This is a genomic window from Streptomyces sp. NPDC042346, assembly GCF_055581845.1.
The window spans coordinates 1,118,095-1,138,838 of sequence record NZ_JBVJEH010000001.1 but is presented as its reverse complement, the minus strand read 5'-3'; the positions used below and the strand labels follow the sequence as shown (position 1 = coordinate 1,138,838).

General features: G+C 70.0%; 16 protein-coding genes. 9 read left to right on the top strand and 7 right to left on the bottom strand.

Annotation, left to right across the window (positions count from 1 at the left end; translation table 11 throughout):
* Positions 1-6: 6 nt before the first annotated feature.
* The 5 genes from ACZ6K0_RS05440 to ACZ6K0_RS05420 form a co-directional block, all read right to left on the bottom strand.
* The gene (locus ACZ6K0_RS05440; RefSeq protein WP_376402344.1) at positions 7-960 is read right to left on the bottom strand and encodes an ABC transporter permease; all 954 of its coding nucleotides are present in this window, start codon (positions 958-960) and stop codon (positions 7-9) included.
* Positions 953-1,885: an ABC transporter permease gene (locus ACZ6K0_RS05435; RefSeq protein WP_376402396.1), complete on the bottom strand. Its 933-nt coding sequence runs from the start codon at positions 1,883-1,885 to the stop codon at positions 953-955. Before ACZ6K0_RS05435 ends, ACZ6K0_RS05440 begins: the two co-directional genes overlap by 8 nt.
* Before the next feature lie 174 nt (positions 1,886-2,059).
* Positions 2,060-3,700 (bottom strand): peptide ABC transporter substrate-binding protein, encoded by a 1,641-nt coding sequence (locus ACZ6K0_RS05430; protein WP_376402342.1) that lies wholly within the window; start codon positions 3,698-3,700, stop codon positions 2,060-2,062.
* Between the two features lie 479 nt (positions 3,701-4,179).
* On the bottom strand, positions 4,180-6,081 hold the full coding sequence (gene typA, locus ACZ6K0_RS05425; protein WP_187622338.1) for a translational GTPase TypA: 1,902 nt from the start codon (positions 6,079-6,081) through the stop codon (positions 4,180-4,182).
* Positions 6,082-6,441: 360 nt separating this feature from the next.
* Positions 6,442-8,886, bottom strand: coding sequence for an ABC transporter family substrate-binding protein (locus tag ACZ6K0_RS05420; RefSeq protein ID WP_469227782.1), 2,445 nt, complete (start codon positions 8,884-8,886; stop codon positions 6,442-6,444).
* A 248-nt stretch (positions 8,887-9,134) separates the two neighbouring features.
* Between ACZ6K0_RS05420 and ACZ6K0_RS05415 the strand changes: the two genes are divergently transcribed.
* From ACZ6K0_RS05415 to ACZ6K0_RS05400, 4 genes are read left to right on the top strand one after another with little or no spacing between them, the layout of a single operon-like run.
* A complete protein-coding gene (locus ACZ6K0_RS05415) occupies positions 9,135-9,362 on the top strand; it encodes a hypothetical protein (protein WP_376402336.1) in 228 nt (75 codons plus the stop codon).
* Positions 9,363-9,394: 32 nt separating this feature from the next.
* A complete protein-coding gene (locus tag ACZ6K0_RS05410) occupies positions 9,395-10,216 on the top strand; it encodes a hypothetical protein (RefSeq protein ID WP_469227783.1) in 822 nt (273 codons plus the stop codon).
* Positions 10,217-10,233: 17 nt separating this feature from the next.
* Positions 10,234-12,129: a fumarate reductase/succinate dehydrogenase flavoprotein subunit gene (locus tag ACZ6K0_RS05405; protein ID WP_376402331.1), complete on the top strand. Its 1,896-nt coding sequence runs from the start codon at positions 10,234-10,236 to the stop codon at positions 12,127-12,129.
* Positions 12,126-12,896, top strand: coding sequence for a succinate dehydrogenase/fumarate reductase iron-sulfur subunit (locus tag ACZ6K0_RS05400; protein WP_376402328.1), 771 nt, complete (start codon positions 12,126-12,128; stop codon positions 12,894-12,896). The genes ACZ6K0_RS05405 and ACZ6K0_RS05400 overlap by 4 nt, the downstream gene beginning before the upstream one ends.
* Here the strand turns inward: ACZ6K0_RS05400 and ACZ6K0_RS05395 are convergent.
* Positions 12,877-13,752 (bottom strand): transglutaminase domain-containing protein, encoded by an 876-nt coding sequence (locus tag ACZ6K0_RS05395; RefSeq protein WP_469227785.1) that lies wholly within the window; start codon positions 13,750-13,752, stop codon positions 12,877-12,879. The two genes, ACZ6K0_RS05400 and ACZ6K0_RS05395, sit on opposite strands and share 20 nt — an antisense overlap.
* Before the next feature lie 189 nt (positions 13,753-13,941).
* On the opposite strand from ACZ6K0_RS05395, the gene ACZ6K0_RS05390 reads away from it, so the two are divergent.
* Positions 13,942-14,991, top strand: coding sequence for a LacI family DNA-binding transcriptional regulator (locus ACZ6K0_RS05390; protein WP_376402323.1), 1,050 nt, complete (start codon positions 13,942-13,944; stop codon positions 14,989-14,991).
* A gap of 67 nt (positions 14,992-15,058) precedes the next feature.
* On the opposite strand, the gene ACZ6K0_RS05385 is transcribed toward ACZ6K0_RS05390, so the two are convergent.
* Complete coding sequence (locus tag ACZ6K0_RS05385; protein ID WP_469227786.1) at positions 15,059-16,060, bottom strand: acetylxylan esterase; 1,002 nt, start codon at positions 16,058-16,060, stop codon at positions 15,059-15,061.
* A 224-nt stretch (positions 16,061-16,284) separates the two neighbouring features.
* Between ACZ6K0_RS05385 and ACZ6K0_RS05380 the strand changes: the two genes are divergently transcribed.
* Genes ACZ6K0_RS05380 through ACZ6K0_RS05365 form a run of 4 tightly spaced genes read left to right on the top strand, consistent with a single transcriptional unit; the run spans position 16,285 to position 20,689 of the window.
* A complete protein-coding gene (locus tag ACZ6K0_RS05380; RefSeq protein WP_469227788.1) occupies positions 16,285-17,529 on the top strand; it encodes a sugar ABC transporter substrate-binding protein in 1,245 nt (414 codons plus the stop codon).
* A gap of 5 nt (positions 17,530-17,534) precedes the next feature.
* On the top strand, positions 17,535-18,569 hold the full coding sequence (locus tag ACZ6K0_RS05375; protein WP_469227789.1) for a carbohydrate ABC transporter permease: 1,035 nt from the start codon (positions 17,535-17,537) through the stop codon (positions 18,567-18,569).
* Positions 18,566-19,435: a carbohydrate ABC transporter permease gene (locus ACZ6K0_RS05370; protein ID WP_469227791.1), complete on the top strand. Its 870-nt coding sequence runs from the start codon at positions 18,566-18,568 to the stop codon at positions 19,433-19,435. Before ACZ6K0_RS05375 ends, ACZ6K0_RS05370 begins: the two co-directional genes overlap by 4 nt.
* Positions 19,436-19,480: 45 nt before the next feature.
* A complete protein-coding gene (locus tag ACZ6K0_RS05365) occupies positions 19,481-20,689 on the top strand; it encodes a glycoside hydrolase family 1 protein (protein WP_469227792.1) in 1,209 nt (402 codons plus the stop codon).
* Positions 20,690-20,744 lie beyond the last annotated feature (55 nt).

The following is a 20,744-nucleotide window of genomic DNA, read 5'->3' as shown; positions in this document are numbered from 1 at the left end:
CCCTCCTCAGCGCAGCTTGGGGTCGAGGGCGTTGCGGACGGCTTCGCCGAGCATGATGAACGCCAGAACGGTGAGGCTCAGCATGATCGAGGGCCAGAGCAGGACGTGCGGGGCCACTCGGATCTGGGCGACACCCGCGGAGATGTCGACACCCCACGAGACGGTCGGGGCGGCAAGGCCCAGACCCAGGAAGGACAGGGTGGCCTCGGCCGAGATGTAGCCGCCGAGCGCGATGGTCGAGACGACGATCACGGGAGCCATGGCGTTCGGCAGGATGTGCCGGAAGAGGATCCGGATCGTGCCGGCGCCGAGGGCCTTCGCCGCGTGGACGTAGTCGGCCTGCTTGACGGTGATCACGGCACCGCGCATGACGCGGGTGATCTGGGTCCAGCCGAGGAACGCGAGGGCGAAGACGACGACCCAGACGGTCCGCTCGACGAACGACTGCAGGACGACCATGGCGCCGAGCAGGAACGGGATGCCGAAGAAGACGTCGGTGATCCGGGAGAGGATCGCGTCGACGATGCCGCCGAAGTAACCGGCGATCATGCCCATGATGCCGCCGACGACGGTGACGATCGCGGTGACGCAGACGCCGACGATGATCGAGGCGCGGGTGCCGTGGATCAGTCGGGCGTAGACGGAGCGGCCCTGCTGGTCGTAGCCCAGCCACTCCGGCGAGCCGATGTTGCCCAGTTCGGGCTTGCTCAGGAAGTGGTGGACCAGGTCACCGGCGGTCGGGGACGCGCTGGTGAAGAGGGTCGGCCACACCGAGATCAGCAGCAGCAGCGCGATCAGCACCGACGAGACGATGAAGTACGGGTTGCGGCGGAGGTCGGCCCAGGCGTCGCCCCAGAGGCTGCGGGCCTTCTCCTGCTTTGCCGCCGGGACGGACGCGTCCACCGAGGGGGTGGCGACGGCGTCCTCGACTGCGGTGGCGGTCTTGGTCACGTCAGGCATACCGGATCCTCGGGTCCAGGACCGCGTACAGCAGGTCGATGAGCAGGCTGGTGACGAGGTAGACGATCACCAGGATGGTGACCAGGCCGACCAGGGTGGAGCCTTCGCGACGGGAGATCGATTCGGCGATGACGCCACCGATTCCCTTGATGTTGAAGATCGCCTCGGTGACGACCGCGCCGCCCATGAGGGCGCCGATGTCGGTGCCGAGGAAGGTGACCACGGGGATCATCGAGTTGCGCATCAGGTGGACGCCGATGACCCGGCGCCGCGGCAGGCCCTTGGCGACGGCCGTACGCATGTAGTCGGCGCGCAGGTTCTCCGCCATGGAGGTGCGGGTGAGCCGCGCCACATAGGCAAGGGAGAGACCGCCGAGGACGATGGCGGGAGCGAGCATCTCGCTCAGCTGCGGCTCGGTGCTCACGTTCGGGTCGATCCAGCCCAGGTTGAAGGCGAAGACCATCTTGATGATGTAGCCGAGGACGAACACCGGGATCGAGATGATCAGCAGGGTGAAGATCAGGATCAGGTTGTCCGCGAAGCGGCCGGCGCGCAGGCCACCGATGATGCCCAGGCCGATGCCGAAGATCAGCTCGATGGCGAACGCCAGGGCGGCCAGCTGGAGCGTGATGGGGAACGCGTCGCCCAGCACCTCGGTGACCGGCAGACCGTTGCGGATCTGGGTGCCGAAGTCCAGGTGCAGGATCATGTCCCGCATATAGAACAGGTACTGCTGCCATTCCGGCTTGTCGAGACCGAGCTCATGGCGCTTCGCGGCGAGAGTCGCCGGGTCGGCGCCCTTGTCGCCGAACATCGCCAGCACGGGGTCACCGGGCAGGCTGTGCACCATGAGGAAGATCAGCAGGGTCGTCCCGAGGAAAACCGGGATCATCTGGAGCAGTCGTCGTGCGACATAACGCCCCATCATGCCTCCGTTGAGATGTGACAGCGGCAACCGACGGGCCCTCCCATGGCACAGCTATGCCCTCGATCGGGCACGGCTATGTCGTGGAAGGGCCCCCCAGCCACTGCGTAAGGCACCGAGACGGGACTGACGATCCGTCAGTCCCGTGACGGCGTGCGGACTACGCTTGGGTGATTACTTCTTGACCTCGACGCCGGTCAGGATCGGGTCGCCGTCCTGACCGTAAGCCACGCCCGAAACCTTCTCGGAGTAGCCCGCGTTGACCTTGTAGTACCAGAGCGGGATCGACGGCATGTAGTTGACCAGGTCCTTCTCGATGGCCTGGAACTGCTTCACGGACTCGTCGAGCGTCGCGGCCGAGTCGGCCTTGGCGATCTTCGCGTCCAGCGTCTTGTTGGAGAAGTCGCCCTGGTTACCCGCCGCACCCGTGCGGAACAGGTCGGAGATGAAGTTGGCGTTCACCGGGTAGTCGAGCACCCAGCCGGAGCGGTAGATCGACTTGACCTGCTTGGTCTTGCGAGCGGTCAGGTCGGCCTGGAAGTCCGGCTTGCCGTCGCCGACGCACTGGACGCTGGTGGCCTGGGTGATGGAGTTGCAGACAGCGTCCACCCACTCCTTGTGGCCACCGTCGGCGTTGAACTGGATGGAGATCTTGTTGCCGGGGACGCCGCCGCCGGCCGTGATGAGCTCCTTGGCCTTCGCCGGGTCGAACTTGGTGACGCCGGCGCCACCGTCCTCCTGGAAGCCCAGGACACCCTTGGCGACCCAGCCGGTCGCGGGCTCACGCGTACCCTGCAGCACCGTCTTGGTGATGGTGGCACGGTCGATCGCCATCGACAGACCCTGGATGACCTTGGGGTCGATCGCCTTCGGCTTCTTCCACTGGTCCGCGTAGAAGGCGATGGCGATGGTCTGGATCGCGGAGTACGGCTGGTCCACGGCGCGGTCGCCGAGGTCCTGGCGGTAGACCGGGAGGTCCTTCGGCGCGATCTGACGCAGAACGTCGACGTTGCCCGACTTCAGGTCCTCGTACGCGGCCTCGAGGGTGGTGTAGTTCTTGAAGACCACACCGCCGTTCTTCGCCTTGTTCGGGCCCTTGTAGCCGTCGAACCGCGTGATCTCGATCTTCTTCTTGTGGTCCCAGCTCTTGAACTTGTAGGGACCGTTGCCGACCGGCTTCTGGCCGCCCGCGGTCGGGTCCTTGTAGAAGGACTCGGCCATCGGCGCGAAGACGATGTAGGCGAGCTTGTGACCGAAGTACGGGACGGCCTTCGAGAGCTCGATCTTGAAGGTGGTCTCGTCGACGACCTTCAGACCCTCGAGCTTGTCGGCGGTCTGCTTCGCACCCTCGGCGTCCGGGTGGACCTTGTCGTAGCCCTTGATGTCCCCGAACCAGGACGCGAGGCCCTGGGCGTTCTTCAGGCTGGCGTTCCAGTTCCACGCGTCCACGTAGGACTTGGAGGTCACCGGGGTGCCGTCGTGGAAGGTCCAGCCCGGCTTGAGCTTGACGGTCCACGTCTTCGAGTCGGTCGTGGTGACCGATTCGGCGTTGATCATCTCCAGCGAGCCGTCGGCCTTGTAGTCGACCAGGGTCGAGAACAGGCCGGCCATGACCGCGGAGCCGTTGGACTCCATCGTGTCACCGGTGAGCAGGGGCTTCTCAGGCTCGCCCAGCTCGATGGAGAAAATTCCGTTCGGGTCAACAGCGCCCTTGGCGTCGCTGCCGCCGTCGCTCTTACCCCCGCCACAGGCGGTCGCAGCAAGGGCGACGATGATCGCGCCCGTTACCCACTTGGCGCTCTTGGCACCGCGCATGGGTTCCTCCTCATGAGTCCACTTTGTCACTACAAGAGGGGCACTCCGAGTTTTGCCGACACCCCTGACGGCTAGCACTCAAGTGCCCCGAGTGTGCTCGTGAGTCGGCACTCCCCACAGTGCGTGACCCATTGACCCGAGCTCAATGGAGCCAACTATTAAGTACGCCCGGGCTGTAAACCACACTTAAGTGGTCTCGTTTTGACAACATCACCAAGGCCCCAGATACCGAAATCCGGACAAACTGAGCACAGACAGACACCCCCGAAACGGACCGTTAACACACGTACCGGAGAGCGATGGCCGATATCCGGACACCTGGCCGTCGAAATGGAGTTGACTGAACTTGACGAAAAGCCCGGGCCCCCACAGATATCTGTGGGGGCCCGGGCTCTGGTGCTGACGCTATGTCAGTCGAGAGCGGCGAAGATCACAGGTCGATGACCTACCCCGCCGCGCTCGGCCGTATGCGACCTTACTCAGCCGTTCTTGGCGCGGGAAGACGCACGACCACGCGCGTTCTGGTCCAGGATGACCTTGCGGATACGCACGGCCTCCGGGGTGACCTCGACGCACTCGTCGTCGCGGCAGAACTCCAGGGACTGCTCCAGGGAGAGCTTCCGCGGCGGGACGATCGCCTCGAAGGAGTCGGCGGAGGCGGAGCGCATGTTGGTGAGCTTCTTCTCCTTGGTGATGTTCACGTCCATGTCGTCGGAGCGCGAGTTCTCGCCGACGATCATGCCCTCGTACACCTCGGTGCCGGGGTCGGTGAACAGGACGCCGCGCTCCTGGAGGTTCGTCATCGCGAAGGCGGTGACGGCGCCGGCGCGGTCGGCGACCAGCGAACCGTTGTTACGGGTCGTCAGCGTGCCGAACCACGGCTCGTGGCCCTCGTGGATCGAGTGGGCGATGCCCGTGCCACGGGTGTTGGTGAGGAACTCCGTACGGAAGCCGATGAGGCCACGGGACGGAACGACGAACTCCATGCGGACCCAGCCGGAGCCGTGGTTCGACATGTTGTCCATGCGGCCCTTGCGGACACCCATGAGCTGCGTGACGGCGCCCATGTGCTCCTCGGGGACGTCGACCGTGAGGCGCTCGACGGGCTCGTGCGTCTTGCCGTCGACCTGCTTGGTGACGACCTGCGGCTTGCCGATGGTGAGCTCGAAGCCCTCGCGGCGCATCTGCTCGACCAGGATGGCGAGCGCGAGCTCACCACGGCCCTGGACCTCCCAGGCGTCCGGGCGCTCGGTGTCGAGCACGCGGAGCGAGACGTTACCGATGAGCTCGCGGTCCAGACGGTCCTTGACCTGGCGGGCGGTGACCTTGCGCTGCTTGACCGCGGACTTGGCCTCCGCGCCCTTGCCCGTGCCACCGCGGCCGACGAGCGGCGAGGTGTTGGTGCCGATGGTCATGGAGATGGCCGGCTGGTCGACCGTGATCAGCGGCAGCGCGATCGGGTTCTCCGGGTCGGCCAGGGTCTCGCCGATCATGATGTCGGGGATACCGGCGACGGCGCAGATGTCACCGGGGCCGGCGACCTCGGCGGGCTTGCGGGTGAGCGCCTCGGTCATCATCAGCTCGGTGATGCGGACGTTGGAGATCGTGCCGTCACGCTTGATCCACGCGACCGTCTGGCCCTTGCGGAGCTCGCCCTGCTCGACGCGGAGCAGCGCGATGCGGCCGAGGAAGTTGTCGGCGTCCAGGTTGGTGACGTGCGCCTGGAGGGGCGCCTCCTCGTCGTACACCGGGGCCGGGACGTGCTCCAGGATGGCGGAGAAGAACGGCTCCAGGCTGTCGCTGTCCGCGGGGACCGTGCCGTTCTCCGGCTTGGTCAGCGAGGCGATGCCGTCACGGCCGCAGGCGTAGACGATCGGGAACTCGATCTGGTCCTCGTCCGCGTCCAGGTCGAGGAACAGGTCGTAGGTCTCGTTGACGACCTCGTCGATCCGGGAGTCCGGGCGGTCCGTCTTGTTGATGCAGAGGATGACGGGCTTGCGCTGCTGGAGGGCCTTGCGCAGCACGAAGCGGGTCTGCGGGAGCGGACCCTCGGAGGCGTCCACGAGGAGGACGACCGCGTCCACCATCGAGAGACCGCGCTCGACCTCGCCACCGAAGTCGGCGTGGCCCGGGGTGTCGATGATGTTGATCGTGATCGGGGCCCCGCCGTCCTTGGGGTGATACTTCACCGCCGTGTTCTTGGCGAGGATCGTGATGCCCTTCTCACGCTCCAGGTCGTTCGAGTCCATCATGCGGTCGTCGAGCTGCTGGTGGGCGGCGAAGGCACCGGCCTGCTTGAGCATGGCGTCGACGATGGTCGTCTTTCCATGGTCGACGTGGGCGACGATGGCGACGTTACGGATGTCGTGGCGCGTGGGCATGGGTGCTTGCGCTTCTCTCGGATCGTGGGATTGGCGTCAGTTCCTCGTACGCCCGCCGGGCGGACGCGCCACGGCTATGTCCTATGGTACGGGGCTGCCGCGCAAGGGGCTTCCCCGCCCGGATCCGAGAGGGTCTACTAGGGGGTTTCGGTGGGTGTTCAGGGGGCTTCGTTGTGTGCCCGGCCGCGCTGGGGACGCTCCGGGCACCGCGTCTGAACGTGCTGTGGTGCGACTGCGGTGTGACAGCGGACTGGCCGGGTCAAGCGGCCGACGCGATCCTGCCCGCCGGGGTCACCGGCGGGCAAGGAACTTGAGCTGCTTCTGAGGTTGTGACCAGCGGTTTCGGAGACTTTGGAGCTTTCAGCGGTTTCGCTCTGCTCCCTTGGAGGATTCGGGCTTCTTGAATCCGATGTCCTGGTAGCGGGGCGCGGCGAGGCCCCAGGCCCCCGCGTTCACGATCTCGGCCTTCGCCGCGACGAGCTGCGGGCGCTGGTAGAGGGGGATGGATCCGGCCGCGGCCCAGATCCGGGCGTCCGCCTGGCGGACGAGTTCGCGGGACTCCTCCTCGTCGAGCGTCCCGGCCGCCTGGTCGAAGAGCTGGTCGATGCGGTCGGTGCCGACCCGCGAGTAGTTCTGCTCGACCAGGAGCGAGCCGTCCGAGGCGGGCTCGGGCTTGGCGAAGATGGGCCGGGCGTCGGTCGCCGGGAAGGCGGAGGCGGGCCAGGAGTAGAGGGCCAGGTCGTAGTCGCCCGCGGCGACGTGGTCCTTGAAGAAGCTGTCGTCGGAGACCTTGGTGACCTGCGTACGGATCCCCACCGCGTCGAGCATCCGGACGATCCGGTCGCCGACGGCGCGCAGCGCCTCGGAGCCGGGCCCGGAGGGCAGGACGAAGCGGAGGCTGAGCTCCTTGCCGTCCTTGCCGAGGGCCCGCGTGGCCTGCGGCGCGGTCACGGGGGCGGCGGTGCCGAGCGGGGCGTAGGCCCCGGCCGCTCCCCGGTCCGGCTTCGCGACCGGGTGGGCGGCCTGGGCGCCGGAGCCCGCCCCGGTGTCGAGTGCCTCGGCCCGGGCGAGGAGTGCGGCGCTCTGGCGCGCGGCGGCGGGGGCCGGGGTGAGGATGCCGGTGCCGTTCTCGGGGCCGGCGGCACCGATGACGGGGGCGGGGAGGGCCCTGGGGTCGCCGGGCTTGTCGTCGCCGACGATGTAGAGGCCCTCGTCGGAGGCGGTGTCGTTCGCTTTCTTCTTGGCGTCGGTGGAGGAGCCGTCGGCCTTCTCGCCGGGCTTGGTCCCCTTCTTCTCCTGCTCCGCCTTCTTCTCCTGCTCCGTCTTCTCCTTCTTGGCCTTCTCCGCCTTCTCGGCCTCGCTGCCGGCCTCGGCGCCGTCCTTCGTGCCGGCCGGCTTCCGGACCGCCCCGCCCGGGACCCAGCCCGCGTCGGCGAGGAGTGCCCTCGCCTCCTTGGTGTCCTGGTCGCCGAGCGCGTCGCTGCTGTCCGCGTACGCCGCCTGCCCGGCGAGGGCCAGGTGGCTGCCGGGGGGCGTCGCCGGGAGGCCGAGCGGCTTGAGTACGGATTCGGCCAGTTCCTGGCGGTTGATCGCGCGGGCCACCGCCCGTCGTACCCGCTCGTCGGCGAGCGCGCCGGACTCGCCGTTCAGCGAGAGCTGGGTGTAGGCGGGCTCCAGGGACTTGCGGACGACGAAGCCGGCGAGGGTGTTCTGCTGGCTCGCGTACTGGGCGATGGCCTGCTGGTTCTTCTGGCGGGCGGCCTGGACCTCCTCCGCCTTCTCCTCGTCGGAGCCGTACGCGAGGGCCCAGGACTTCAGGGCCTTGGAGGGCGTGATCGCCGAGCCGGGGCCGTGGGCGAGGGCCGCCTGGGCGCCGTTCCGGCCGGCGCGGGCGTCCCGGAGCGCGAGGGCGATCCGCTCGGCCGTGGAGCGGTCGATCTCGGCCAGGTCGAGCTTGCCCGCGGCGAGGGCGGCGGCCCGGTCGGCGCGGGGGACGGCCTTGAGGACGAGGCTGTCGAGCTTGGCGGACTGCCCCCACCAGCGGGGGTTGCGGGCCAGGGTGACGTCGCCGCTCCCGCGGTCGATCGACTTCAGCAGGAACGGTCCTGCAGTGGCCTTGAGGGTGGTGCGCGCCCCGTCGTTGAAGGCGGCCGGGGACCCCATGACCTGCTTCGGGTAGAGCGGGGTGAAGAGGGACTGCCAGTCGGCGTAGGGCTTGGAGAAGGTGACCCGCACCTCCAGGTCGTTCTTGCCCCGCTCGATCTTCTCGATCCGCTCGTAGCCGGAGTTGCGGGCGGTCCAGTACGCGGTGTCGCGGCCGCTCAGCGCCCGCCACTGGGCGACGAAGTCGGGGGCCCCGAGCTCGCGGCCGTCGCTCCACACGGCCTGCTGGTTGAGCTTGTAGAGGACGACCTGCTTGGGCTCGGTCTCGACGACCCGCGCTGACTCCAGGTAGTCCGGGTTCAGCTGCGGCCGACCCCGCCCGTCGAGCGTGTAGAGGGAGGGGAGCACGGCTCCGGCGATGCGGGCGGTGGTGCCGTCGGCGTCGGCCTGGAAGCTGTTGAGGGTGGTGGGCAGCGCGTCGACGGCCCAGCGCAGGGTGCCGCCGTCGGCGACCGCGTCGCGCTTGGCGGGGGCGTTGTCCTGCGCTGCGGCCTGGGCCTCGTCGGCGTCGTCGCCGGAGCTGCAGCCGGCGAGCACGGTGACGGCGAGGACCGCACTGGTGAGGGTGGCGACGGAGCGGAGCGTGCGGGAGCGGGGGCTCCTGGAGCATGTCCTCCCGCGAGGGGCGCCGAACTGGGACATGACTTGTACCCCTTCGTCCAGATTTATGCCATTTGGAGATGATCAGACCTATTGCTCATACACTGAAAAGGACGGATCGGATCCGGCCACGGCGACACGGCGGCACGTCCGGAAAACCCCACTCGTGCGGCCCAACACCCCGGGGCCGGTGCGCTCCGGACGAGTGGAATCCGGTGCACATGGCTTCCCAAGCGCGATGTGACGCGCGACACTCCTGCGGAAGCCGCTCGCGGAAGTGAGGGCAACCCATGTCCGTTCAGGACGATCTGGCGGCCGTCAAGCGCTGCCTCGAAGACCTGGTCCGCACGGTCGGCCAGCTGGAGCGCGGCATCGCCGCGGAGCGGGGCACTCCCCCGACGCCGTCCGCCGGCCGCGCCGAGAGCCTCGTGACCATCCCCGACGCCCCGTACGACAGCGGGCTGTGGAAGGACGTGGACGACGAGGGGCTGGGAGCGAGCGACCGCCACGCGCCGTAGGACGTACCGGCAACCGACCGTAGGAGGGCCTGTTGGCCACAGGTACGGAACCGCCCGGCTCCGCGACGGGGGTGCGCTCCCCGGGGCGCGCCGCCATCGCCGCCCGCCATCTGCGCACCGACCGCTGGTGGCTCTCCCCCGCCGCCACCGCGGCCGGACTGCTCGCCTTCGTCGCGTACTCGACCTGGCGGGCCTTCGCCGCCGCCGACTACTACGCGGCCCCCTACGTCTCGCCGTTCTACTCGCCCTGTCTGGCGTCGAACTGCGTCCCCATGAAGGGCGGGCCGAACTGGGAGATCTTCGGTAGCTGGTGGGGGCTCTCCCCCGCCCTGCTCATCCTGATCTTCCCGCTCGGCTTCCGGCTGACCTGCTACTACTACCGCAAGGCGTACTACCGGGGCTTCTGGGCGTCGCCCCCGGCCTGCGCGGTCGCCGAGCCCCACCGCACGTACACGGGCGAGACGCGCTTCCCGCTGATCCTGCAGAACATCCACCGGTACTTCTTCTACGCGGCGGTGCCGGTCGCCGGAATCCTCACGTACGACACCGTGCTGACCTTCCGCGACGCCTCGTACGCCTGGGGGCACGCGGGGCTCGGGACGCTGGTCTTCCTCGTGAACATCGTCCTCATCTGGGCGTACACCCTGTCCTGCCACTCCTGCCGGCACATCGTCGGCGGGCGGCTGCGGCACTTCTCGAAGCACCCCGTCCGCTACCGGCTGTGGACCTGGACCGGGCGGCTGAACCGACGGCACATGCAGCTCGCGTGGGCCTCGCTGATCAGCGTCGCCGTGTGCGACCTGTACGTGTACCTGCTCGCGACCGGCGCCTTCGACGACCCGAGGTTCTTCTGACGTGAGGTTCTTCTGAGATGGCAGTGGTGGAACGACAGCAGTGGGACGTGGTCGTGGTGGGGGCCGGCGGGGCCGGGCTGCGGGCCGCGATCGAGGCGCGCCGGGCGGGCGCCCGTACCGCCGTGATCTGCAAGTCCCTCTTCGGCAAGGCCCACACCGTCATGGCCGAGGGCGGCATCGCCGCCTCCATGGCCAACGCCAACGAGCACGACGACTGGCAGACGCACTTCCGCGACACCATGCGCGGCGGGAAGTTCCTCAACCAGTGGCGGATGGCCGAGCTGCACGCCCAGGAGGCCCCCGAGCGGGTCTGGGAGCTGGAGACCTGGGGCGCCCTCTTCGACCGGACCCCGGACGGCCGGATCTCGCAGCGCAACTTCGGCGGGCACGAGTACCCGCGGCTCGCGCACGTCGGCGACCGGACCGGCCTCGAACTCATCCGGACCCTCCAGCAGCGGATCGTCGGCCTCCAGCAGGAGGACCACCGCGAGACCGGCGACCACGAGGCGCGGCTGAAGGTCTTCCAGGAGTTCACCGTCACGCGGATCCTCAAGGGCGCGAACGGGCAGGTCGCCGGCGTCTTCTGCTACGAGCGGGAGAGCGGGCGCTTCCTGGTCCTGGAGGCGCCCTCGGTCGTCCTCGCGACCGGCGGCATCGGCAAGTCCTTCAAGGTCACCTCGAACTCGTGGGAGTACACGGGCGACGGGCACGCCCTGGCCCTGCTCGCGGGCGCACCACTCGTGAACATGGAGTTCGTGCAGTTCCATCCGACCGGGATGGTCTGGCCGCCCTCGGTGAAGGGCATCCTCGTCACCGAGTCCGTACGCGGCGACGGCGGGGTGCTGCGGAACTCCGAGGGCAAGCGGTTCATGTTCGACTACGTCCCCGACGTCTTCAAGGAGAAGTACGCGCAGACGGAGGAGGAGGGCGACCGCTGGTACGAGGACCCCGACCACAACCGGCGCCCGCCCGAGCTGCTGCCGCGCGACGAGGTGGCGCGGGCCATCAACTCCGAGGTGAAGGAGGGGCGCGGCTCCCCGCACGGCGGGGTGTTCCTCGACGTGTCGACGCGGATGCCGGCGGAGGTGATCCGGCGGCGGCTCCCCTCGATGTACCACCAGTTCAAGGAGCTGGCCGACGTCGACATCACGGCGGAGGCCATGGAGGTCGGGCCGACCTGCCACTACGTGATGGGCGGCGTGGCCGTCGACTCCGAGACGGCGGCGACGGTCGGCGTGCCGGGGCTCTTCGCGGCCGGCGAGGTCGCGGGCGGCATGCACGGCTCCAACCGGCTCGGCGGCAACTCCCTCTCCGACCTGCTCGTCTTCGGCCGGCGCGCCGGGCTCTACGCGGCGCAGTACGCGATGTCCGGGGCGGGCGGCGGAGTCGTACCGTCCGAGGTCGACGCGGCGGCCGTGGAGGCACTGACCCCGTTCGGCGGCGCCGCCCCGGGACCCACGGAGAATCCGTACACGCTCCACCAGGAACTCCAGCAGACGATGAACGACCTCGTCGGGATCATCCGGCGGGAGGGCGAGATGGCCGAGGCCCTGGAGCGGATCGCCGCCCTGCGGGAGCGGGCCCGCCGGATCACCGTCGAGGGGCACCGGCAGTTCAACCCGGGCTGGCACCTCGCCCTCGACCTGCGGAACATGCTCCTCGTCGGCGAGTGCGTGGCCCGGGCGGCCCTGGAGCGCACCGAGTCCCGGGGCGGTCACACCCGTGAGGACCACCCCGCGATGGTGCGGGACTGGCGCCCGGTGAACCTGCTGTGCCGTGCCGAGGGCGACGGCATCGGGCTCGAACGGGTCCGTACCGAGCCCATCCGTCCGGACCTGCTCGCCCTCTTCGCGCAGGAGGAGCTGGCCAAGTACCTCGCCGACGGCGAACTGGAAGGGGAGCTGGGGTCATGAGTGGGTACGACGCGCGGTTCCGGGTGTGGCGGGGCGACACGGACGGCGGCGAGCTGACCGACTACACGGTCGAGGTGCACGACGGGGAGGTCGTCCTCGACGTCGTCCACCGCCTCCAGGCCACCCAGGCGCCGGACCTCGCGGTGCGCTGGAACTGCAAGGCGGGCAAGTGCGGTTCGTGCTCGGCGGAGATCAACGGACGGCCCCGGCTGCTCTGCATGACCCGGATGTCGGTCTTCGCGCGGGACGAGGTGATCACCGTGACCCCGATGCGCGCCTTCCCGATCGTCCGCGACCTGGTCACGGACGTCTCCTTCAACTACGCGAAGGCCCGGGAGATCCCGGCCTTCGTCCCGCCCGCCGGGCTCGGCCCCGGCGAGTACCGGATGCGGCAGGAGGACGTGGACCGCTCGCAGGAGTTCAGGAAGTGCATCGAGTGCTTCCTGTGCCAGGACACCTGTCATGTGGTCCGCGACCACGAGGAGAACAAGCAGGCCTTCGCCGGGCCCCGCTTCCTCATGCGGGTCGCGGAGCTCGACATGCACCCGCTGGACGCGGCCGAGGAGGCCGGGATCGACCGGCGGCGGAGCGCGCAGGAGGAGCACGGGCTCGGCTACTGCAACATCACCAAGTGCTGCACGGAGGTGTGCCCGGAGTCCATCCGGATCACCGACAACGCGCTGATCCCGCTGAAGGAGCGGGTCGTGGACCGCAAGTACGACCCGCTGGTGTGGCTCGGCAACACGATCAGGCGGCGGAAGGGGTAGCGGACGACAGGGGTGCCGCCCCCGCGCTCCACCGGCCGAGGACGGGCTCGGCGAGGGCGCGGGCGGGGCGGCACAGCGTCTGGCCGTGCCGCGCGAACAGTGCGTCGCGCGAGTCGAAGCGGCCGAGGTCCGTACGGAGGTGGGCGGAGAGGTCGCAGGGGGCGGTGGAGCCCGCGCACGCGGCCGGCGCGTCCCAGTCCACCGAGGTCCGGGCCACGGCCTCGAAGAGCGTCTCCGGGCCGGAGTTGGTGAAGCCGTCCGCCGTACGCGTGTCCTGGGTCCCGAAGAGCTCCGCCACCGGCACCCACGCGCCGTCGAGCAGGAACTCCGGCCAGGCCAGCAGGACTTCCTCGGGCACGAACGGACGCAGCCTCGGGAAGCGCGGGTACCAGAAGGTGCCGTCGACCAGCAGGCCCCGCACGCGGGTCGGCACGCCGAGCGAGCGGGCCACCGCCTCAAGGACCGCCATGCGCTGGCTGCACGACCCGCGGCCGAGGCGCAGCGTCCGGGACACACGGCGCCGGTCCTCCACCGAGTACACCGGGCGGACGGTCGGGACGATGATCCCGTGGGCCGTCCGGAGCCGGTCGCGCGCCGTCACCGCGCCCCGCTCGTCCGCCTCCCGCAGGACCCTCGCCACGAACGCGACGACCCGCGGGTGCTCCAGGTCCAGGATCGGCGTGGGGCGGGTGGACCCGGCGGGCTCCGGCGAGAGCCCGGGGCCCGCGCCCCGGCCGGCGGTCCGGTCCGCGGTCCCGTTCGCGGTCCTGTTCGCGGTCCTGTTCGCGGTCCTGTTCGCGGTCCGGTCCGCGGTCCTGTTCGCGGTCCTGACGGGCATCAGCAGACGACTGGTCATGGCGTACTCCCCCTCGGTACGGCGGCTCAGTGGGCCGACGGCCTCATCCTCCTCCGCGCCGCGGAGCACCGGCGCGCGGGGGCACAGTTGCCGCCCGGGCGCGCGCCGCCCTAGTGTGAATGCGCTTTCACACTGCAACAAGTCGACTGCGACAACACGACTGCAACGAAGAGGACGGATGGTCGGCCGGTGAGTGCCCCCACTGTGTACGACGTCGCCGAGCGCGCGGGCGTCTCCATTGCCACGGTGTCGCGGGTGTACCGCAACCCCGACTCGGTACGCGAGCAGACCCGCGACCGGGTCCTGGAGGCGGCCCGCGGGCTGGGCTACGTCCCGAGCGGCAGCGCGCGCGGCCTGGCCAGCCGGACCACCGGCGTGCTCGGGCTCTGCTTCCCCGACTACTCCGACCCGGACACGATCGGGATCGAGGACGGCGTCGAGGACGACGACGCGGCCATGCTCTACAGCGACCAGATCATCCGCGGCATGGAGCGGGCGGCCCGGCGGCACGGGTACGCGCTGCTGATCGCCGCCTCCCTGGAGGGCGGGCCGCAGACGCTCGTCAACCAGGTCGCGGGGCGGGTCGACGGCTTCGCGGTCCTCGCGCAGACCGTGCCGACCGAGGAGCTGGACGTCATCTCGCGCCGCCTGCCGGTCGTGATGCTGGCCGGTCCCCGGGAGATCGACCACCTCGACCACATCGAGGTCGCCAACGCCGACGGGCAGCGCGCCCTCACCCGGCACCTGATCGAGGACCACGGGCTGCGGCGCCTGGTCTTCGTCGGCGCGGCCGAGGAGTCGCCGGACGTCGAGGCGCGGTTCGCGGGGTTCGCCGCCGCCTGCCGCGACGCCGGGCTCCCGGTGCCGGACGCCCCTGACGTACGGGCGTCCCTGATGACCCAGGCCGAGGGTGCCCGCGCGGCCGAGGCCCTGCTCGACCGGGGCGGGGAGCCGCCGCAGGCGATGGTCTTCGCCAACGACCAGATGGCGGTCGGCGCGCTCCAGGCGCTGGAGCGGCGGGGGCTGCGGGTCCCCGCCGACATCGCCGTGACCGGCTTCGACGGGATCCCGCTGAGCCGGCTGGTCCGGCCCACGCTCACCACGGTCCGCCAGCCGATGCGCCGGCTGGGCGAGGAGGCCGTCGAGCTCCTCGTCCAGCGCCTGGGCGACCGCGAGCGGACCCCGGAGTCCCTGATGCTCCCGGTGACCGTCGCCAAGCGCCAGAGCTGCGGCTGCTGATCACCGCCTGAGGGGTCGGGGCGTGGGCCCCCGGGGGCCTCTACTCCCCCGGCGTAGGCCCCGGGCGCTACGCCCCCAGCGTCCGCTCGAAGAACGCCGTCGTCGCCCCGCCGAGCGCCGCCGTCTCCTCCGCGAGGCCCGCGTGCTCGAAGTGGCCCGCCGTCAGGACGTGCAGCTCCTTCGGGCCGCCGAGCGCGTTGTGCACCGCGAACTGACCCGGCGGCGGCACCGCCGGGTCGAACAGCGCCGCCGCGACGAGCACCGGCACCCGAATCCGCCGCGCCGCGATCGCCGCGTCCGCGTACGCCAGGACCTCGACCACCTCGGGATGCCGGGCGGCGTACCCGCGTACCGACTGCCCGCTGCCCACGCACGCCAGGGTCAGCCGGAGCGGGTGGTTGCCGAAGGTCGGCACGGTCAGCCGGGCGGCACCGAAGCGCGCGTCCCAGGGCAGGGCGAGCGCGCCGAGCCCGCCGCCGAAGCTCCCGCCGAGATAGCCGAGCGGTCGCTCCGCCACCTCGGGGACGAGCGCGCGCAGCGCCGTCGCCGCGCACCACAGGTCCGCCGCGCAGTCCGCGACGACGTACGTCTCCCGGCTCGTGATGCCCTCCAGGACGTGCCGGAAGGCGACGTCGGGGATGCCCGGCACCCGGCCCCGCTCGCCCATGCCCCGCACGCAGGGGAGGATCGCGGCCGAGCGCGGCAGCGGCAGGGGGACGTCCGGCCCGACCCGGTCGCGGCCCCCGTAGCCGTGCCCGATCACGAAGCCCCGCTCCGCCGGACCTTCCTCGGGCAGGGCCAGCCAGCCCCCGAGCCGTACACCGCCGACGGAGGCGAAGGTCACCCCGTGGATCCGGACGCCGTCCCGCACCTCCTCAAGCGCCCCGAGTTCGGGCGCGGGATCGACCGCGAGCGCGGCTTCGTACCGCTCGCGCCAGTACGCCTCGAACCCCTCCGGCTCCGGTGGCGCCGGCACCCGGAGGAGCCGGTCGAGCCCGTATCCGTAGCCCGGATCGAAGGGGAAGTCGTGCGCGAGCGCCGTCGCGCCCGGGGTCTCTGTGATGTCCACGGGCGACGAACCTAGCCGACGACGAATGGGTCACAAATACTTTCATAGGCCACACATCACGCTTACGGTGCGGAGGGCGACGGGGACGACACATCCGGGTGTCGCGCATGTTGCAGGAATGTGACCCAACCCCCTCTTGCGAAGCCCCGGGACGCCGCAGCACAGTGATGTATGCGCTTACAGACAGCGCATACATCCGGTCGGAGCTCAAGGAGGAGCCGTCCATGCATCGCGCCGCCAGAACCCTCACGGCAGCCATCGCCCTCGCGACGGCCTTCGGCATCACCGCCTGCGGATCCTCGTCGGGCGGCGGGGCCGCCGCCGACGAGAAGCAGACGCTCACCGTCTGGGCGATGGGTGCCGAGGGCGAGAAGCTCGGCGACGTGGCGAAGGAGTACCAGAAGGCCCACCCGAACGTGACCGTCCAGGTCACCCCGGTCGGCTGGGACGTCGCCCATCAGAAGCTGGTCTCCGCCGCCGCGGCCGGCACCCTCCCCGACGTGGCCCAGATGGGCGGCTCCTACCTGGGCGAGTTCGCCGAGCTCGGCGTCCTCGAACCCGTCGACACCCAGGCCTTCCACAAGGCCGACTTCTTCCCGGCCGGCTGGGAGCAGGGCGAGGTCGACGGCACCGCCTACGGCGTCCCCTGGTACGTCGACACCCGCGTCCTCTACTACCGCACCGACCTCGCCCAGAAGGCCGGCGTCACCAAAGCCCCGGCCAACTGGTCCGACCTCCAGGCCGCCGCCACCGGCTACCAGAAGAAGGCCGGCACCAAGTGGGGCCTCTACGTCCAGGGGAACGGCCTCGACACCGTCCAGAGCTTCTACCCCTTCCTCTACTCCGCCGGCGGCGAGATCGTCGACAAGGACGGGAAGGCGGTCCTCGACAGCCCCGCCTCGGTCCGCGCCCTCAAGGAGTACGGCTCCTACTTCGACAAGGGCCTCACCAAGAAGAGCGTCCAGCCCGGCTACGACGTCCTGAAGGACTTCAACACCGGTGACGTCCCGATGTTCTTCTCCGGCCCCTGGATCATGTCGATCCTCAAGGAGCAGTACCCGCAGCTCGACGGCAAGTGGGCCGTCGGCCCCGTGCCCTCCGACAAGACGTCCGTCTCCATGGCCGGCGGGTCCAGCCTGGTGATCTCCAAGGACAGCGAGCACAAGGCCGCCGCCAAGGAGTTCATCCGCTACCTGACCGACGCCAAGGGCCAGGCCGACTGGTACGAGCGCACCAGCGACCTCCCCGCCAACACCGCCGCCTGGAAGACCGGCGCGCTGGCCGAGGACGCCGGCCTCCAGGTCTTCCGCAAGCAGATGGAGACGGCCAAGGTCTCCCCCGCCCTGCCCAAGTGGTCCGAGATCACCTCCAAGGTCGACGCGGCGATCGAGTCCGTCACCCAGGGCAAGGCTTCCGCCGAGGACGCCGCCGAGAAGGCGCAGTCCGAGGTCGAAGGCCTCGTGAAGTAGGAGACATGGGCACCACGACCGGACCGGCCGCCCGCGCGGCCAAGGGACAGAAGACCCCGGCGCCCGCCGGGCCGGGGGCCGCCGTGCCGGGGGCCGCGACGCCCCCGGCCGGCGGACCGGCCACCGCCGCCCGCTCCGGGCGCGGGCCCGGGAGGGCCTCGCTCGGCACGCAGAACCGCGCCGGCTGGCTGTTCTCCACTCCCTTCCTCGCTCTCTTCGCGGTCTTCATGGCGTTCCCGATCGTCGCCACGCTGGCGATGAGCTTCACCGACTTCGGGCTCCGCAACGTCACCCGCCCGTTCGAGGCGAACTTCGTCGGCTTCGAGAACTACGCCAAGCTGTTCGGCGACGAGAAGTTCCTCAAGTCGCTCTTCAACACCGCGTACTTCGTGGTGATCGGCGTCCCGCTGACCCTGCTGCTCGGTCTGACCGTCGCCGTCCTCCTCAACAACGGCATCGACCGGGCGAGGACCTTCTTCCGGGTCGGCTTCTACGCCCCCGTGGTCACCACGATCGTCGCGGTGGCCGTGGTCTGGCGCTTCGTCCTGGACCCCTCCGACGGCCTGATCGCCGGGCTCCTCAGCGAAGTGGGGCTCACCTCACCCGACTTCCTCGGTTCCGAGAAACTCGCCATGCCGTCGATGATCGCCATGGCCGTGTGGCGGAACACGGGCACGGTCATGGTGCTGATCATCGCCGGACTCCAGGCCATCCCGACCGAGGTCAGGGAGGCCGCCCGGCTCGACGGCGCCGGCGGCTGGCGGGAGTTCCGCCACATCACCGTCCCGCTGCTGCGGCCGACGCTGCTCTACGCCACGGTGATCACCACCATCGGCTACCTCAACGTCTTCGAGGAGCCCTTCGTGATGATGCAGGGCGGCCCGTCGGACTCCACCCTCACCGTCTCGCTCCACATGTACCGCGAGGGCTTCAACTTCTTCCACATGGGCTACGCGAGCGCGATGGCCTACGTGCTCTTCGTCGTGATCATGGCCGTCACGGTGCTCCAGCTCCGTCTGCTGAAGGACAACACCGAATGAGCCTCACCCGCGCCTCCGCGCCCGCCCCGGCCCCGGCCCCGGCCTCCCGGCTCAAGAAGTCCCTCGTCTATCTGCTGCTCTCCCTCGGCCTGCTCGTCTTCTCCGCCCCGTTCCTGTGGATGGCCCTCTCGGCCTTCAAGACCAGCAGCGAGCTGACGGCCAGTCCCCCGGTGTGGATCCCCACCGAGTGGACGCTCGACAACTTCTCGCGGCTGCTCGACAAGCTGGACCTGCCGCTGTACTTCATGAACTCGCTGATCGTGGCCGTGCTCGTCACCGTCGCGAACCTCGTCTTCTGCTCGATGCTCGGCTACGCCCTGGCCAAGCTGAGGTTCGCCGGCCGCAACAAGCTCTTCGGGCTCGTCCTCGGCGCCCTCATGGTGCCGGGCAATCTGATGCTGCTGCCGCTCTTCGTCCTGATGAGCAAGCTCCAGCTGATCGACACCTACGCGGGTCTGGTGCTGCCCTTCGCCGCCGGGGCCTTCGGGGTCTTCCTCATGCGCCAGTTCATGCAGTCGATCCCCGACGAGCTCATCGAAGCGGCCCGGATGGACGGGGCCCGCGAGTGGTACATCTTCTGGCGGATCGTGATGCCGCTGGTGAAACCGGCCCTCGCGGCCCTGTCGATCTTCACGTTCCTCGGGTCCTGGAACAACTTCGTCTGGCCGCTGATCGCGACCAACGACCCCGACAAGTACACGCTTCCGGTGGCGCTGGCGACCTTCGCCACGGACCCCAACAAGTCGGCGGGCTCCAACGGCATGCTCATGGCCGGGTCTCTCCTGGTCGTCCTGCCGGTCCTGCTGCTCTTCCTCGTGATGCAGCGCCACTTCACCCAGGGCATCGCCACCGCCGGCATGAAGTAGCCGCCCCCTTCCGACGTACGCACATCCCCTCAGAGAGACATGCCGATGACGCACACCCCGTACCCGTTCCCCGAGGGCTTTCTGTGGGGCGCCTCGACCGCGGCCCACCAGATCGAGGGCAACAACACCAACAGCGACTGGTGGGTGAAGGAGCACACCGAGGGCACCCACATCCAGGAGCCGAGCCTCGACGCCGCCGACAGCTACCACCGCTGGCGCGAGGACATGGACCTGCTGGCCGAGCTCGGCTTCACCGACTACCGCTTCTCCGTCGAGTGGGCCCGCGTCGAGCCCGCCCCCGGCCGCTTCTCCCGGGCCGAACTGGCCCACTACCGCCGCATGGTGGACGGCGCCCTGGAGCGCGGTCTGCGCCCGATGGTCACCCTGCACCACTTCACCGTGCCCCAGTGGTTCGAGGAGCGCGGCGGCTGGACCGCCGAGGGGGCCGTGGAGCTCTTCGCCCGCTACGTCGCGGCGACCGCGCCCGTCATCGCCGAGGGCGTCGGCCACGTCTGCACCATCAACGAGCCCAACATGATCGCCGTGATGGCGGGGGCCGCCAAGGCCGGCGACATCGGCTTCCCCCCGGCCGGCCTGCCGACCCCCGACGAGGAGACCACGCGGGCCGTCATCGCCGCCCACCACGCGGCCGTCAAGGAGGTCAGGGCGATCAACCCCGACATCCAGGTCGGCTGGTCCATCGCGAACCAGGTCTACCAGGCCCTCCCCGGCGCCCAGGACGTCGCCGCCGCCTACCGCTACCCGCGCGAGGACGTCTTCATCGAGGCGGCCCGCGAGGACGACTGGATCGGCGTCCAGTCGTACACCCGGACCAAGATCGGCCCCGAGGGCCCGATCCCGGCGCCGGAGGACTGCGAGCGCACGCTGACGCAGTGGGAGTACTACCCGGCCGCGCTCGGCCACGCCCTGCGCCACACCGCCGACGTCGTCGGCGACGTCCCGCTGATCGTCACGGAGAACGGCATCGCCACCGCCGACGACAGCCGCCGCGTCGACTACACGACCGGGGCGCTCTCCGAGGTCGCCGCCGCCCTGGAGGACGGTCTCGACGTCCGCGGCTACCTGCACTGGAGCGCCCTGGACAACTACGAGTGGGGCTCCTTCAAGCCGACCTTCGGCCTGATCTCCTTCGACCCGGAGACCTTCGCGCGCACCGCCAAGCCCTCCGCCGTCTGGCTGGGCGGCCTCGGCCGCAGCCGGGAGCTGCCGCGCACGGACCGTCAGGCGGGCTGAGGCCCGGGGCGGCCGCACCGCCCCGGTCCTCCGAGCGCCCGGAGGCCCGGGAGCA

Excerpts from the sequence above, each read along its gene's own strand:
- ACZ6K0_RS05435 (WP_376402396.1), bottom strand. The coding sequence starts at position 1,885 with ATGGGGCGTTATGTCGCACGACGACTGCTCCAGATGATCCCGGTTTTC.
- ACZ6K0_RS05405 (WP_376402331.1), top strand. The coding sequence starts at position 10,234 with ATGGCAGTGGTGGAACGACAGCAGTGGGACGTGGTCGTGGTGGGGGCC.
- ACZ6K0_RS05395 (WP_469227785.1), bottom strand. The coding sequence starts at position 13,752 with ATGACCAGTCGTCTGCTGATGCCCGTCAGGACCGCGAACAGGACCGCG.
- ACZ6K0_RS05440 (WP_376402344.1), bottom strand. The coding sequence starts at position 960 with ATGCCTGACGTGACCAAGACCGCCACCGCAGTCGAGGACGCCGTCGCC.
- ACZ6K0_RS05420 (WP_469227782.1), bottom strand. The coding sequence starts at position 8,886 with ATGTCCCAGTTCGGCGCCCCTCGCGGGAGGACATGCTCCAGGAGCCCC.
- ACZ6K0_RS05370 (WP_469227791.1), top strand. The coding sequence starts at position 18,566 with ATGAGCCTCACCCGCGCCTCCGCGCCCGCCCCGGCCCCGGCCCCGGCC.
- ACZ6K0_RS05430 (WP_376402342.1), bottom strand. The coding sequence starts at position 3,700 with ATGCGCGGTGCCAAGAGCGCCAAGTGGGTAACGGGCGCGATCATCGTC.
- ACZ6K0_RS05415 (WP_376402336.1), top strand. The coding sequence starts at position 9,135 with ATGTCCGTTCAGGACGATCTGGCGGCCGTCAAGCGCTGCCTCGAAGAC.
- ACZ6K0_RS05380 (WP_469227788.1), top strand. The coding sequence starts at position 16,285 with ATGCATCGCGCCGCCAGAACCCTCACGGCAGCCATCGCCCTCGCGACG.
- ACZ6K0_RS05375 (WP_469227789.1), top strand. The coding sequence starts at position 17,535 with ATGGGCACCACGACCGGACCGGCCGCCCGCGCGGCCAAGGGACAGAAG.
- typA (WP_187622338.1), bottom strand. The coding sequence starts at position 6,081 with ATGCCCACGCGCCACGACATCCGTAACGTCGCCATCGTCGCCCACGTC.
- ACZ6K0_RS05400 (WP_376402328.1), top strand. The coding sequence starts at position 12,126 with ATGAGTGGGTACGACGCGCGGTTCCGGGTGTGGCGGGGCGACACGGAC.
- ACZ6K0_RS05365 (WP_469227792.1), top strand. The coding sequence starts at position 19,481 with ATGACGCACACCCCGTACCCGTTCCCCGAGGGCTTTCTGTGGGGCGCC.